The sequence below is a fragment of the Pseudomonas sp. RIT357 genome (assembly GCF_000632245.1).
Classification (GTDB): Bacteria; Pseudomonadota; Gammaproteobacteria; order Pseudomonadales; family Pseudomonadaceae; genus Aquipseudomonas; species Aquipseudomonas sivasensis.
Window position 1 is genome coordinate 378338 of the sequence record NZ_JFYX01000001.1, and the last position, 13852, is coordinate 392189.

The 13852-nt window shown below is 60.2% G+C and carries 13 protein-coding genes and 1 other RNA gene; 10 read left to right on the top strand and 4 right to left on the bottom strand.

Annotation, left to right across the window (positions count from 1 at the left end; translation table 11 throughout):
• Window positions 1-110: 110 nt before the first annotated feature.
• The 4 genes from BW43_RS25415 to BW43_RS25405 all read left to right on the top strand — a co-directional run bounded on the left by BW43_RS25415 (window position 111) and on the right by BW43_RS25405 (window position 1531).
• A complete protein-coding gene (locus tag BW43_RS25415; protein WP_007982902.1) occupies window positions 111-320 on the top strand; it encodes a TIGR02449 family protein in 210 nt (69 codons plus the stop codon).
• The gene (locus tag BW43_RS25410) at window positions 317-634 is read left to right on the top strand and encodes a cell division protein ZapA (protein ID WP_027608375.1); all 318 of its coding nucleotides are present in this window, start codon (window positions 317-319) and stop codon (window positions 632-634) included. Before BW43_RS25415 ends, BW43_RS25410 begins: the two co-directional genes overlap by 4 nt.
• Window positions 635-664: 30 nt before the next feature.
• A non-coding RNA gene (gene ssrS, locus BW43_RS28045) (6S RNA) lies at window positions 665-843 on the top strand.
• A gap of 58 nt (window positions 844-901) precedes the next feature.
• The gene (locus BW43_RS25405; RefSeq protein WP_032884520.1) at window positions 902-1531 is read left to right on the top strand and encodes a 5-formyltetrahydrofolate cyclo-ligase; all 630 of its coding nucleotides are present in this window, start codon (window positions 902-904) and stop codon (window positions 1529-1531) included.
• Window positions 1532-1538: 7 nt separating this feature from the next.
• On the opposite strand, the gene BW43_RS28880 is transcribed toward BW43_RS25405, so the two are convergent.
• A complete protein-coding gene (locus BW43_RS28880; RefSeq protein WP_010207387.1) occupies window positions 1539-1688 on the bottom strand; it encodes a hypothetical protein in 150 nt (49 codons plus the stop codon).
• 194 nt (window positions 1689-1882) lie between these two features.
• Here BW43_RS28880 and BW43_RS25400 point away from each other — a divergent pair, with 194 nt between their 5' ends.
• The 4 genes from BW43_RS25400 (at window position 1883) to BW43_RS25385 (ending at window position 7266) form a co-directional block, all read left to right on the top strand.
• Complete coding sequence (locus BW43_RS25400; RefSeq protein WP_032884287.1) at window positions 1883-2332, top strand: EVE domain-containing protein; 450 nt, start codon at window positions 1883-1885, stop codon at window positions 2330-2332.
• Window positions 2333-2468: 136 nt separating this feature from the next.
• Window positions 2469-3434: an HlyD family secretion protein gene (locus BW43_RS25395; protein WP_032884288.1), complete on the top strand. Its 966-nt coding sequence runs from the start codon at window positions 2469-2471 to the stop codon at window positions 3432-3434.
• A complete protein-coding gene (gene rbbA / locus BW43_RS25390; protein ID WP_032884290.1) occupies window positions 3431-6148 on the top strand; it encodes a ribosome-associated ATPase/putative transporter RbbA in 2718 nt (905 codons plus the stop codon). Before BW43_RS25395 ends, rbbA begins: the two co-directional genes overlap by 4 nt.
• Complete coding sequence (locus BW43_RS25385) at window positions 6148-7266, top strand: ABC transporter permease (protein ID WP_032884291.1); 1119 nt, start codon at window positions 6148-6150, stop codon at window positions 7264-7266. Before rbbA ends, BW43_RS25385 begins: the two co-directional genes overlap by 1 nt.
• A gap of 17 nt (window positions 7267-7283) precedes the next feature.
• Here the strand turns inward: BW43_RS25385 and BW43_RS25380 are convergent, their stop codons facing one another.
• Entirely contained in the window at window positions 7284-7691 is a 408-nt protein-coding gene (locus BW43_RS25380) for a flagellar basal body-associated protein FliL (protein WP_032884296.1), read from the bottom strand.
• A 150-nt stretch (window positions 7692-7841) separates the two neighbouring features.
• On the opposite strand from BW43_RS25380, the gene BW43_RS25375 reads away from it, so the two are divergent.
• Complete coding sequence (locus BW43_RS25375) at window positions 7842-8819, top strand: NADPH:quinone oxidoreductase family protein (protein ID WP_032884298.1); 978 nt, start codon at window positions 7842-7844, stop codon at window positions 8817-8819.
• 291 nt (window positions 8820-9110) lie between these two features.
• On the top strand, window positions 9111-10448 hold the full coding sequence (glpT, locus tag BW43_RS25370; RefSeq protein ID WP_032884299.1) for a glycerol-3-phosphate transporter: 1338 nt from the start codon (window positions 9111-9113) through the stop codon (window positions 10446-10448).
• Here the strand turns inward: glpT and BW43_RS25365 are convergent.
• Window positions 10445-11098: a gamma-glutamylcyclotransferase gene (locus BW43_RS25365; protein WP_032884300.1), complete on the bottom strand. Its 654-nt coding sequence runs from the start codon at window positions 11096-11098 to the stop codon at window positions 10445-10447. The two genes, glpT and BW43_RS25365, sit on opposite strands and share 4 nt — an antisense overlap.
• Before the next feature lie 27 nt (window positions 11099-11125).
• Window positions 11126-13513 (bottom strand): TonB-dependent siderophore receptor, encoded by a 2388-nt coding sequence (locus BW43_RS25360; protein ID WP_032884301.1) that lies wholly within the window; start codon window positions 13511-13513, stop codon window positions 11126-11128.
• Window positions 13514-13852: the final 339 nt, after the last annotated feature.

Below are 13852 nucleotides of genomic sequence, written 5' to 3' on the forward strand. Positions count from 1 at the left end.
CTAGAATGGAGCGCTGTATCCTAGCACCGGCAGACGTACCAAGACTATCAAGGGCGTCAGATCGTTTATCCTGCAGTTGCCATTCATCAGACAAAATCCAGTGGAACCCAATGGAAGACACCGACCTGCAAGCGCTGATGGCCAGACTCGAATTGCTAATTACTCGGGTCGAGCAACTTAAGAGTCAAAACGGACTCCTATTAGCTCAGGAAAAGACCTGGCGCGAGGAACGCGCTCACCTCATTGAAAAAAACGAAATCGCCCGGCGTAAGGTCGAATCGATGATTTCGCGCCTGAAGGCCCTGGAGCAAGACTCATGAGTTCAAGCAATAGCGTCACCGTGCAGATCCTCGACAAAGAATATTCGATCATCTGTCCCCAGGAAGAGCGCAACAACCTAGTGAGCGCCGCCCGTTACCTGGATGGCAAAATGCGTGAAATCCGCAGCAGCGGCAAAGTGATCGGCGCCGACCGTATCGCCGTGATGGCCGCGCTGAACATTACCCACGATCTGCTGCATAAGCAGGAACGCCCTGACGTGCAGGCCAGCGGCTCGACCCGCGAGCAGGTTCGCGATCTGCTCGAACGTGTTGATCTGGTGCTTTCCAGCGACACAGAGCAACCCAAGGGCTGATCCCCGCGACTGTTTAAGGTATACTCGCCCCACTCCCTGGCGTGCTTGCCAGTCGGCGATGTCCCGGAGCCGATTCGCACTACCCTGGAAGTTGCACGTTGGGCTGGTGTGCATGTCCGCTAGACGGAAAGCCTTAAAGCCTACTGCTTCTTCCACCTTGAACTTTCGGGTTCAAGGGCTTAGTCGACAGCGGTTCTGTCGGGGAGCCTGAATTCCAAACTCAATGCCAGTCTTAAGGACTGGCATTGTTTTATGAGCCGAAAAACCATGACCGAACCTGCGCCGCTTTCCCGTCCGCAACTTCGACGCATGTTACGCAACGCCCGCCGCGCCCTTACGCCGAGCGAGCAGCGCCAAGCCGCCCACGGCCTGTATCGGCAACTGGCACAGCACCCGCTGTTTCGCCGGGCCAAACATATTTCCTTGTATCTACCGACGGACGGTGAAATCGATCCGCGCCTGCTGCTGCGCGCCGCTCAGCGCCGGGGCAAGGCCACCTATCTGCCGGTGCTCAGCGCTTGGCCGCGTACCAAGATGGTGTTCCAGCGCGTGAAGCCTGGGGACAAGCTGCTGCCCAACCGCTTTCGGATTCTGGAACCAAGGGTCAATGCGAAGCGCCAGCGCAAGGTGTGGGCGCTGGACCTGGTGTTGCTGCCGTTGGTGGGGTTCGATGACGCGGGTGGCCGCCTGGGCATGGGCGGCGGTTTCTACGACCGCAGCCTGGCGTATCTGGCACGCCGTCAAAGCTGGCGCAAGCCGACGCTGCTAGGCCTGGCCCATGAATGTCAGAAGGTCGATCGATTGGCACAAGCCAGTTGGGATGTGCCATTGGCTGGCACTGTCACTGATAAGCAGTGGTATGTCGCAAAAACGCCGCTTGAAGCAGCGGCGTCTTGAAGAAGGGTTAACGCTTGAACGGTTGCGGCTGCTGTTGAGCCAGTTCAACGGGAGCATCGGTCTTGTTCGACCACAAGCTTTGGGCATACCCGGTGGTCACGACGCCCAGACCAAACAAAATCACCAAAATCCATAGTAAATCCGGTTTACGTTGCATCGATTGCCCCCCTTCAGGCATCTCGTACACGATGACAACAACGTTCCAAAGTAGTCCGTTGCAGCTGCGTCAAGCTTAAAGGCCGGCATTTTGCGGTAACGTGAACCAACACGCAAACCTTGGCGCCAACCGACTGTCGGTTTGTCATCAAATTGCCTGACAACTTGCCCACTGCCTTTTTCAGGAGCCCAAAAATGGCCTACTGGCTGATGAAATCCGAGCCCGACGAACTGTCCATCAACGGCCTGGAAAAGCTTGGCGAAGCGCGCTGGGACGGCGTACGCAACTACCAGGCGCGCAACTTCCTACGCGCCATGGCCGTGGGCGATGAGTTTTTCTTCTATCACTCCAGTTGCCCAGAGCCAGGCATTGCGGGTATCGGCAAAATTGTCGAAGCGGCCTACCCGGATCCGACCGCACTGGAACCGGACAGCCACTATTTCGACGCCAAAGCCACCCCGGAGAAAAACCCGTGGACTGCGATCAACGTCGCGCACGTCCAAACCTTCCCCAAGGTGCTGGGGCTCGGCTACCTGAAACAGCAAACCGCCCTCGCTGAATTGCCCCTGGTGCAAAAAGGCAGCCGCCTGTCGGTGATGCCGGTCACCGCCGAGCAATGGGCGACGGTGCTGGCGCTGCGCTGACGAGAACCCTGCGGTCACGCGCTCGACGCATGCATCTGCCCCTTAACCGGGTTAGGCTTGCGCTTCATTTGATCGGTATCAACGCCCCTTGGGCAGCACCGATCAAACTAGGATGCTAAAGCCGCAGGATGCACCCATGTCGACCACACCCCGCTCTTCCCACCTGTTTGCCATTCTCTTGATCGCATTATTGCTCGGTGCCGGCGGCTTCGGTTACTGGCGCTCCACCCAGGACCGTCTGCCAGAAGGTCTGGGCATGGGCAATGGCCGCCTGGAATCCACCGAAGTGCAGATCGCCGCCAAGATCCCAGGGCGCCTGGCCGAAGTGCGGGTCGACGAAGGCGACAAGGTCCTCAAGGGCCAACTGCTGGCGCGCATGGACACCCGTACGCTGGAAGCCCAGCGCGCCCAGGCCGAAGCCGAAGTGCTGAGGGCCAAGGAGAACTTCGCCGCCGCCGAGGCCAACGTGCAACTGCGCCAGAGCGAACAACTGCTGGCCAACCAGGAACTCAAGCGTACCCAGGAGCTTTACAAACGCGGCTTCGCCAGCGGCCAGTTGATCGACCAGCAGCAAGCCCGCCAGAACACCGGCAACGCCGCCGTGACCGCCGCCCAGGCCCAGGTCAATTCGGCAAAAGCCACCATCGGTGCCGCACAAGCCCAGGTCGCGCAGCTCACCAGTGAAATCGACGACAGCAGCCTGCGCGCGCCTATCGACGGCATTATCCAACTGCGCCTGGCCGAACCGGGTGAAGTGCTTGGCGCGGGCGGGCGCGTGTTGCTGCTGATCGACCCCAATGATCAGTACATGAACCTCTATCTACCCGCCTCCGTGACCGGACGGCTGACCGTCGGCAGTGACGCGCGGATTCTGCTCGACGCCCTGCCCCAGCAGCCGTTGCCGGCCAAGATCAGTTTCGTCGCCGCCAAGTCGCAGTTCACCCCCAAGGAAGTGGAGACCCGCGACGAACGCCAGAAACTGGTATTCCGCGTCAAATTGCACCTGACTCAACCGAGCGCCGTGCCCCAAGCCAAACCGGGCATGCCCGGCTCCGGCTATGTGCGCACAGCTGATATCGACTGGCCGGCCAATCTGCAATGACCGGCCTGGCGCTGCACGCCAAAGGCATCAACCACCATTACGGCAAACAACAGGCGCTGATCGACATCGCCTTCAGCCTGCCCGCCGGTACACGCTGCGGGCTGATCGGCCCGGATGGTGCGGGAAAATCGAGTTTGTTGGGGTTGATCGCCGGCGTTAAGAAACTCCAGGCCGGCCAATTGGAGGTACTCGGCGGCTCCATTCAGGATCGCCGTCACCGCAACAGCCTGTACCCGCGCATTGCCTTCATGCCTCAGGGTTTGGGTGGCAACCTGTACCCCGAGCTGTCCATCAGCGAGAACATCCGCTTCTTCGCCACCCTGTTCGGCCTGTCCAAAGCCGACTGCGACCAGCGCATGCACAACCTGCTGCTGGCCACCGACCTGGCTCGCTTCGCCGAGCGCCCAGCCGGCAAACTCTCCGGCGGCATGAAGCAGAAGCTCGGCCTGTGCTGCGCGCTGATCCACGACCCGGACCTGCTTATCCTTGATGAGCCCACCACCGGCGTCGATCCGCTGTCCCGTCGACGCTTCTGGGAGCTGGTAGAAACCGTACGCAGCGAACGCCCGCAACTGACGCTGCTGGTAGCCACGGCCTACATGGAGGAAGCCGAGCAGTTCGAACATTGCATGATGCTCGACCGCGGCAAACTGATCGCCGACGGTCTCAGTCGCGAACTGGCGGCAGCGACGCCGAGCGGCAAACTGGATGAGGCCTTCACCCACTTCCAGGGCGATGGCGCCCATGACAACCAGCCGCTGGTGATCCCGCCAAGGGAAAACGCCAACGCCGATATCGCCATCGAAGCGCACGAGTTGACCCTGCGTTTCGGTGATTTCACGGCGGTGAACAAGGTTAGCTTTGCTATTGGTCGAGGCGAGATTTTCGGCTTCCTCGGCTCCAACGGTTGCGGCAAGACCACCACCATGAAAGTCCTCACCGGGCTGATGCCGGCCACCGAAGGCAGCGCGACACTGCTGGGCAACCCTGTGAACGCAAAGGACCTGGCCACCCGCAAGCGCGTGGGTTTCATGTCCCAGAGTTTCTCGCTGTACGGCGAGCTCAGCGTGCGCCAGAACCTGGTGCTGCACGCGCAACTGTTCGACCTGCCCAAAGCAGACAGTGGGCCGCGTATCGATGAATTGATCCAACGCTTTGACCTGAGCAAGATAGCCGAGCAACCCTCCGGCGAATTACCCCTCGGTCTGCGCCAGCGCTTGTCTTTGGCAGTGGCCGTGCTGCATCGCCCGGAAGTGCTGATCCTCGATGAACCCACTTCCGGCGTCGACCCGGCAGCTCGGGATGATTTCTGGCGGCTGCTGGTCGAGTTGTCTCGGGAGCAAGGCGTAACCATCTTCCTGTCCACCCACTTCATGAACGAAGCCCAGCGCTGCGACCGCATTTCCTTGATGCACGGCGGCAAAGTGCTGGCCTGCGACACACCGGAGGCACTGCAACAGCAGTTCCACGGCGACACCCTGGAAGCCGCGTTCGTCACCTGCCTGGAACAGGCCCAAGGCGAACCCGAGCCTGCCGCACCGGCCAAAACCGTCAGCGAAATCAGTGCGCCGCCCGTGAGCAAACGCGGCTTCAGCCTTTCTCGCCTGTTGGCCGTGGCCAGCCGTGAAGGCAAAGAACTACTGCGCGACAAAGTGCGCATGGCCTTCGCCCTCCTCGGCGCGATGTTCATGATGGTGATCTTCGGCTACGGCATTTCCCTGGACGTGGAAAACCTCGCCTTTGCCGTCTACGACCAGGACCAGAGCCCTCAAAGCCGAGCCTATCTGGAAGCCTTCCGCAGCTCGCGCTACTTCGCCGAACAGGCGCCCATCCAGGAATCCAGTGAGTTGCACCGGCGCCTGCAGCGCTCGGAAATCAAACTGGCCCTGGAGATCCCGCCAGGGTTTGGCCGTGACCTCTACGCTGGCCGCCAACCCACAGTCGCCGCCTGGCTCGACGGCGGCATGCCGTTTCGCGCGGAAACCAGCCGCAACTATGTAGAAGCGGTACACCAGGGCAACCTGCAACAACTGGCCGAACTGAGCAGCCTGCCGCAGACCACCCAGGCCGCCGCCAAGCTGGAAACCCGCTTTCGCTATAACCAGGACGTGGTCAGCGTGAATGCCATTGGCCCAGGGGTGACGGCGCTGATCCTGGCGTTTATCCCAGCGATGCTCACGGCTCTGGGAATCGTGCGCGAGAAAGAACTGGGCTCGATCACCAACTTCTATGCCACACCACTGACGCGCCTGGAGTTCCTGCTGGGCAAGCAGGCGCCCTACATCGCCGTGAGCCTGATCAACCTGGCGCTGCTGGTGGCCATGAATCGCTGGCTGTTTGGCGTACCGTTCAAGGGCAGCGGCCTGACGTTGGCCTTTGGCGGACTGCTTTACGTGCTGGCCACCACCAGCATGGGCCTGCTGATTTCCGCGTTCACCCGTACTCAAATCGCGGCGATCCTCGGCACCATGATCATCACCAGCCTGCCGACCATCCAGTTTTCCGGGCTGATCGTGCCGCGCTCCTCTCTGGAAGGCGCGGCGGCACTGATGGGCATGCTGTTTCCAGCCGGGCACTTCCTGGATATCGCAGTCGGCACGTTCACCAAAGCTTTGGACCTACGCCAGTTGTGGCCGCAATGCCTGGCGCTGTTCGGGTTCTTCATCGGATTCACCGGGCTAAGCCTGATCATGCTCAAGAAGCAGGAGGCCTGATGCACACGCTCACTCATATCCTGCGCCTGGGCATCAAGGAACTCACCAGCCTGCGCCACGACAGCGTATTGCTGCTGTTCCTGTTCTACGCCTTCACTGTCGCCATCTATATGCCTGCCGCCGGTTCTGTAATTGGCGTACACAACGCCAGCGTCGCCTTTGTGGACGAGGATCACAGCGCGCTCTCCAGGCAGATGGCAGAGGCGCTGCAACCGCCGGAATTCCAGGCGCCTGCGCCGCTGGCCTACGATCAATTGGACAAGGTGATGGACAGCGGCCAGTACACCTTCGTGATCAACGTGCCGGCCAACTTCCAGGCCGATCTGCTCGCGGGTCGCCAGCCCGGCGTGCAGGTGAACGTCGATGCCACGGCAATGAGCCAGGCGTTCATGGGCGCGGGCTATATCGGCAGGATTTTCCAACGGGAGTTGCTGAGCTACAGCGGCCAAACCGATACCGCCAGCAAAGCCCCGGCGCTGCTGACCACACGAGCACTGTTCAATACCAACCTGGAAGGTGGCTGGTTCCTGGCGGTGATCCAGATCGTCAACAACATCACCATTCTCGCCATCGTATTGACCGGCACCGCGCTGTTGCGTGAGCGAGAGCACGGCACCCTCGACCATCTGCTAGTACTGCCGCTGACCGCGCTGGAAATCATGCTGGCAAAAATCTGGAGCAACATGTTGGTGGTGGTGGTGTGTACTTGGGTGTCGCTGGAGGTGGTGGTCAAAGGCTTGCTCGGCGTGCCACTGGCGGGATCGATGGGCCTGTTTCTATTCGTGACCGCGCTGTACCTGTTTGCCAGCACCGCACTGGGGATCTTCCTCGCCACCCTTGCCCGCTCGACGCCGCAGTTCGGCTTGCTGGCAATCCCGGTGATTATCCCAATGCTGTTGCTATCCGGCGGCAGTACGCCACTGGACAGCATGCCCGAGTGGTTGCAGTGGGTGATGCAGGGCTCGCCGTCGACGCACTTTGTGAGCCTGAGTGCAGCGATCCTGTTTCGGGACGCGGGCGTCAGTGTGGTATGGCCGGACTTGCTGGCGCTGGCGGCAATTGGATTGTTGTTTTTTGCGGTGGCATTGGTGCGGTTCAGGAAGAGTTTGGCTTCCTGAACCGCCAGCCAGGCTGATTACTGAATGATCAGGTTGTTGAACAACAGGTCTTCCACCACCGGCTTGCCGGTCTCGTCGTTCATCACTTGCTGGGTTTGCTTGAGGGCTTCCTGGCGCAGTTTTTCCTTGCCTTCGACGGTGCTCATGGCCTCGTTGGTCTGCTGGGTAAACAGCGCCACCAACTGGTTACGAATCAACGCATCGTTGGCTTTGACAGCAGCAGCGGCTTCGGTACCGGTCACGCGCAGGGCGATATCAGCCTTGAACACCTTGAGTTTCGCCGTGCCGTCCAGGCCGTAGTTACCCACGAACGGCGGGCTCAGGCTGATATAGCTGACCTTCGGCGCCTCGCCTTCTTTGGCTTCTTCGGCCTGGGCAGCCATGGGCAAAGTCAGGGCCAGCATCAACAGGATCCACGCTTTCACAGTTCATTCCTCACATTCGGTTGCCGGGTAGCATAACGCTAGCAAGGCAGAGCACAAGCTTATGGCGGCTTATCAGGGCCGGGCATGCTCGTTGACCCACGGGCCTACCCTCCTACACTTATCGGCCACGACACCAAAAGGAATAGCCCGATGAAAGCTGTGCTGTGCAAAGCCTTCGGCCCCGCCGAAACCCTGGTGCTGGAAGAAATCGCCAGCCCGGCGATCAAGAAGAACGAAATCCTGCTGGACGTACACGCGGCGGGGGTGAACTTCCCGGACACCCTGATCATCGAGGGAAAGTACCAGTTCAAGCCGCCCTTTCCGTTTTCGCCGGGTGGCGAGGCGTCGGGCGTGGTCAGCGAAGTGGGTGAGAAGATCAGCCATTTGAAAGTCGGCGACCGGGTCATGGCACTCACCGGCTGGGGCAGCTTTGCCGAGCAGGTCGCTGTGCCGGGCTATAACGTGCTACCGATCCCGCCGAGCATGGACTTCAACACCGCTGCCGCCTTCAGCATGACCTACGGCACCTCGATGCATGCGCTCAAACAACGCGCCAACCTGCAACCGGGCGAAACCTTGCTGGTGCTCGGTGCGTCCGGCGGCGTAGGCCTGGCCGCGGTGGAAATCGGCAAGGCCATGGGCGCCCGTGTGATCGCCGCAGCCAGCAGCGCCGACAAGCTCGCCGTGGCCAAGGCCGCGGGTGCCGATGAACTGATCAACTACAGCGAAACCAGCCTCAAAGAAGAGATCAAGCGCCTCACCGACGGCAACGGCGCCGATGTGATCTACGACCCGGTGGGCGGTGACCTGTTTGACCAGGCCATCCGCGCCATCGCCTGGAACGGGCGTTTGCTGGTGGTTGGGTTCGCCAGCGGGCGTATTCCAGAGCTGCCGGTGAACCTGGCTTTGCTCAAGGGCGCAGCGGTGGTCGGGGTGTTCTGGGGCTCGTTTGCCCAGCGCCAGCCGCAGGACAATGCGGCGAACTTCCAGCAACTGTTCACTTGGTACGGTGAGGGCAAGCTCAAGCCGTTGGTGTCGCAGGTGTATCCACTGGAGCAAGCCGCCCAGGCGATCAATGACCTCGGCCAGCGCAAGGCTGTCGGCAAGGTCGTCGTCCAGACCCGCTAACCGACCTGAAATGCAATCAAATGTGGGAGGGGGCTTGCCCCCGATGGCAGTGGGTCAGCTACAGATAAGCTGGCTGACCTACCGCTATCGGGGGCAAGCCCCCTCCCACATTTGATCTCCTGCGATCATAAAATCGATAACGACCCACACTTATCCATTTACGACATGTTCGTAAAAGAACATGCAATTGCTCCCATTTCCTGTGTTTGTGCATGAGAAGCGATGCTATTTTCGGTAACGAAACTGTAACATTCGCATCCGCAGTCAAAACAAGAAATTTGGAGCTCTTGAATGTTTGCTTTCTTTCGTCCTGCCGCGCATCAGGCGCCCCTGCCTGAAGAAAAAATAGACAGTACCTACCGACGACTGCGCTGGCAGATCTTCGCCGGTATTTTCTTCGGTTACGCCGGTTATTACCTGCTGCGTAAAAACTTCTCCCTGGCCATGCCCTACCTGATCGACGAGGGTTACACCCGTGGTCAACTGGGCTTGGCGATGTCGGCCATCGCCATTGCCTACGGCCTGTCCAAGTTCCTCATGGGCCTGGTGTCCGACCGTTCCAACCCACGCTACTTCCTGCCTTTCGGCCTGCTGATATCGGCGGGTGTGATGTTCATTTTCGGGTTCGCACCTTGGGCAACGTCCAGCGTGACCATGATGTTCATTCTGCTGTTCATCAACGGCTGGGCCCAGGGCATGGGCTGGCCGCCAAGTGGGCGGACGATGGTGCACTGGTGGTCGCAGAAAGAGCGCGGCGGTGTAGTGTCGGTGTGGAACGTGGCGCACAACGTCGGTGGCGGCCTGATCGGTCCGCTGTTCCTGCTGGGCATGGCGTGGTTCAACGACTGGCACGCAGCTTTCTATGTGCCGGCCACTGTGGCCTTGGCGGTAGCGGCCTTTGCCTTCATCACCATGCGCGACACACCGCAATCGGTTGGTCTGCCGCCCATCGAGAAATACAAGAACGACTATCCCGAAGGCTACGACGCCAGCCATGAGGAAGAATTCAGCGCCAAGGAAATCTTCGTCAAATACGTGCTGCGCAACAAAATGCTTTGGTACATCGCCTTCGCCAACGTGTTCGTCTACCTGTTGCGCTACGGCGTGCTGGACTGGGCGCCAACTTATCTGAAGGAAGCCAAGCACTTCGACGTGGATAAAACGTCCTGGGCGTATTTCTTCTACGAGTGGGCAGGCATTCCAGGCACGCTGTTGTGCGGCTGGATGTCGGACAAGATCTTCCGTGGCAACCGTGGCCTGACGGGCGTGGTGTTCATGGCGCTGGTGACCGTGGCAACCCTGGTTTACTGGCTCAATCCGCCGGGCAACCCGATGGTCGACATGATTGCTCTGTTCTCCATCGGTTTCCTGATCTACGGCCCGGTGATGCTGATCGGCCTGCAGGCCCTGGAGTTGGCACCCAAGAAAGCCGCCGGTACGGCCGCGGGCTTCACCGGTCTGTTCGGTTATCTGGGCGGTTCGGTGGCAGCCAGTGCGGCAATGGGCTACACCGTGGACCACTTCGGCTGGGACGGTGGTTTCGTACTGCTGATCGGTGCGTGCCTGCTGGCTATCGCGTTCCTGATCCCAACGCTGTGGCACACCAACAGCGTCAGCTCGGCGCGTTAATCGCCAGAGCAACCCTTTGCACAACGCTTGAGCCGCGCCTCCAGATTCTTATCTGGCATGGCGTGGCTACGCAGGGCGTTTACGGTCTGCTCGACATAATCGCGAGTAGTGCCGTAACGCCCGCAAGCGCTTTGCAGCACATGGTTGAGCACGATATCCGGCAAGTTGCCAGCATAGCTGGGCAAGTGCCGCTCCAGGACAAACCCCAACGCCTGCACCTGACTGCCATCCTCAAGACGGCAGCTAAGCCAGTGCGGCCGGTAGGACGGGTAAGGCATCTCGCGCTGCCACAAGGCGTAAAGCGAGGCCTCCAACTGATCTTCGGGCAAGCGGTAAGCGAACCCGCTGCAAGAGCCACCGCGATCCAGCCCAAACACCAACCCTGGCGTTTCCGGCGTGCCCCGATGCTCGTGGGACCACAGGTACAGGCCGCGGTGATAGCCGTGGACCCGTGCCCGCACCCGCTCGGAGGACGAGCATTCAGGACGCCAGATCAGCGAACCGTACGCAAATAGCCAGACCGGCCCACCTTTATGCCGGCCCATGGTGGCCTGCATCGAGCTCATTAACTGTTCGTGAGTGAGTTGCGGCCCCAGATCGAGCCGCGGAGGGTAAGCCAACTGCTGAAGATCGGTTTCTATGGCGGTCATGGCGAAAAGCGGTACGCCTCCTGTGTGTTACCAGTTGTAAGCAACTTTACCGTAATAAAACGCGCCGCTGTAACCGTACGGCGAAAAAGTGCTATAGGCCAAATTGCCACCACTGCTGGCGAAGGCGTTGACCTTCTCTGGGTATTTATCGGTGACGTTGTCGCCGCCCAAGGTGAAGGTCCAGTTCTTCAGCTTGTAGTCAGCCGATAAATCCAGTACCCAGGCGGCCTTGAAAGTCTGGTCGTTGACCTTGTCCGCCTGGTAGCTGGTGAACTCACCATAGCGCACCAAATTGCTGTGCAGTGCCCAATTGCCGTAGGTGAAGTCGTTACCCAGGCTCAGCTTGTGCTGGGGCGTGGTATCGCCGAGCAAACCGATTCGCTCGCGACGGTCCACCCGCACCAGGTTCGCCCCAAGGCTATCGAGGATGGCCGGGTTGGGTTTCACATCGGTCACTTTGGTGTGGTTGTAGTTGTAGCCCACGGTGCTGTTCCAGCGGATACCGCTATCGAATTGGTAGCGATAGTTGGCTACCAGATCGACGCCGTCGGTGCTGGTGTCGGTGGCGTTGGTGAAGTAGCGGGCGGTGGTGTAATCAATGTTGCCCACGCCGTTGGCCTGCAGGTAGGCACGCGTCGCCGCGTTTATGCCGAGGTTGGAGGACAGGCTGATACGGTCGCGAATGTCGATACGGTACACATCCACCGTCACCGTCAGGTCATCGGCCGGCTCCAGTACCAGACCAAGGCTGTAGTTGCGCGACTTCTCGGCCTTGAGGTCTTCAGCACCGAGCAAGCGCGCAACCTGGCTGTTGGCCGGGAAGGTACCGGCTTCCTGGATGGTGCTGCCGATCAGCTGCGATGAGGTGTAGGCAAAGTTCTGCTGGGCCAGGGACGGCGCGCGGAAACCGTTGGACACACTGCCGCGCAAGGCCACTTGCGGGGTGAAGTCATAACGGGCTGACAGCGAGCCGCTGACGTTGGAGCCAAAGTCACTGTAGTCCTCATGGCGCACGGCGGCCGAGGCGCTGAGTTTTTCGGTGAAGTTGGTTTCCAGGTCCAGATACTGCGCCCAATTGTGACGAGAGCTGGTGCCCGCGTCGGCATCCCGGAAGCCGCCCAGCCCGGAGCTGCCGGTCTGGAAGTAGGACGCTGGCTCGCCCGCCTCGATTTCATAACCCTGATGCAGGTATTCACCGCCGAACGCCACGGACACCGGGTAAGGCAGCCAGCCCACGTCGAACTCGCGGGACAGGTCCAGGCTGACTTGCTTCTGGTCGTTGCTCAGGGTGCCGTTGTCGAACTTGCGCGGTGTCGCCAGGCCCAGGGAGGTGTTGATGGTTTCAGTGCTGAGTGCGTACTGGTTCTTGCCGTAGTTGGCCGACAGGTCGTAATGCCAGTCGTACGCCAGCAAGCCACGCAGGCCTACCACCAACGACGTGTCTTCAAGGTTGCCCTTGATCAGCGGCAGGTAACCGTTGGGGTTGAGCGCCGGGATGTTGTTGGACGCATTGCTCGCGCGGTAGAACGCCGCCGTCTCGCCACGCCGCTTGCTGTAACCGCCGAAGGTGTAGAACTCGGCCGCGTCGTTGAAGGAATATTCGGAGTTGAACTGGAACTTGCCTTCATTGGTGGCCGGCTCACCTTGGCGGAACACGCGCTGGCCATAGGTGGTAGAGCCGACGCTTCCGGTGCGGTAGTCATCACCGGCGCGGTTGGTGTAGTCGTTGTCAGCCCCTTCGGCCGACAGGTTGATAAAGCCGTTGTCGCCCAATGCCAGGCCGGTGTTGCCGCTGACATTACGCTGGATGCCGTCGCCCTTCTTGTATTCGCCGAACTTGGTGGAGATCGAGCCGCCATGGTCAGCGTGCTTGAGGATCACGTTGATCACCCCGGCAATCGCATCCGAGCCGTAGCGCGCGGAAGCACCGTCTCGCAGCACTTCGATATGGTCCACCGCCGACAGCGGGATCGCATTCAGGTCCGCCGGTGCCGACCCACGGCCCACTGCGCCGCCCAGGTTGACGAAGGCACTGGTGTGGCGGCGCTTGCCGTTGACCAGCACCAGCACCTGATCAGGTGACAGGCCGCGCAACTGTGCAGGCCGCACCAATTCGGCGCCGTCCACCAGGCTTGGGCGTGGGAAATTGATTGATGGAATAAGGCGCGCCAGCACTGCGCCCAGCTCATCGGAGCCGGTGCTGCGCAGACTGTCACCGGAAATCACATCGATGGGTGACAGTGAAGCACTGGCCGTACGCTCCTGAGCGCGGGTGCCGGTGACGATCACGGTGTCGAGTTTGGGTGCATCGGTGGCGGACGTTTCGGCCGCAAAGACTGGATTGAAGCTCACAGCGGTCAGCAAATTGGCCGACAAAATCGCCGAGTACAGCGCGTGTTTCTTGTAGCTCCCCATACCGCTCCCCTTTCCCTTATGAATCAGTAATCAAACATCAGAACGTCAGTGCTCTGAGCTCATACGATCGATCCGGCTGGCGGGCGGTGGCGGTCAGTTGTTGGTGATTGGCAGAAAATCGGTAGTCCGTTGCGATATAGCTTAAAGATATTCATGTAACAAATTAAATACCTTTAAGGAATAAGAGAATGCATAAGCCCAGGGTCCCCTCCGTCAGGATTATCCGCAGCGATCCCGTTACTTTCAGCCCCGGTTCAGCCTGGGCACGCGCCAAGCCGTCAAAATAGGGTGCACATCACGACCCACTTAGCCGCCCATCAAACCGACTACCGAGGTCGC

Excerpts from the sequence above, each read along its gene's own strand:
- BW43_RS25400 (WP_032884287.1), top strand. The coding sequence starts at position 1,883 with ATGGCCTACTGGCTGATGAAATCCGAGCCCGACGAACTGTCCATCAAC.
- BW43_RS25385 (WP_032884291.1), top strand. The coding sequence starts at position 6,148 with ATGCACACGCTCACTCATATCCTGCGCCTGGGCATCAAGGAACTCACC.
- BW43_RS25415 (WP_007982902.1), top strand. The coding sequence starts at position 111 with ATGGAAGACACCGACCTGCAAGCGCTGATGGCCAGACTCGAATTGCTA.
- glpT (WP_032884299.1), top strand. The coding sequence starts at position 9,111 with ATGTTTGCTTTCTTTCGTCCTGCCGCGCATCAGGCGCCCCTGCCTGAA.
- BW43_RS25365 (WP_032884300.1), bottom strand. The coding sequence starts at position 11,098 with ATGACCGCCATAGAAACCGATCTTCAGCAGTTGGCTTACCCTCCGCGG.
- BW43_RS25375 (WP_032884298.1), top strand. The coding sequence starts at position 7,842 with ATGAAAGCTGTGCTGTGCAAAGCCTTCGGCCCCGCCGAAACCCTGGTG.
- BW43_RS25405 (WP_032884520.1), top strand. The coding sequence starts at position 902 with ATGACCGAACCTGCGCCGCTTTCCCGTCCGCAACTTCGACGCATGTTA.
- BW43_RS28880 (WP_010207387.1), bottom strand. The coding sequence starts at position 1,688 with ATGCAACGTAAACCGGATTTACTATGGATTTTGGTGATTTTGTTTGGT.
- rbbA (WP_032884290.1), top strand. The coding sequence starts at position 3,431 with ATGACCGGCCTGGCGCTGCACGCCAAAGGCATCAACCACCATTACGGC.
- BW43_RS25395 (WP_032884288.1), top strand. The coding sequence starts at position 2,469 with ATGTCGACCACACCCCGCTCTTCCCACCTGTTTGCCATTCTCTTGATC.
- BW43_RS25410 (WP_027608375.1), top strand. The coding sequence starts at position 317 with ATGAGTTCAAGCAATAGCGTCACCGTGCAGATCCTCGACAAAGAATAT.
- BW43_RS25360 (WP_032884301.1), bottom strand. The coding sequence starts at position 13,513 with ATGGGGAGCTACAAGAAACACGCGCTGTACTCGGCGATTTTGTCGGCC.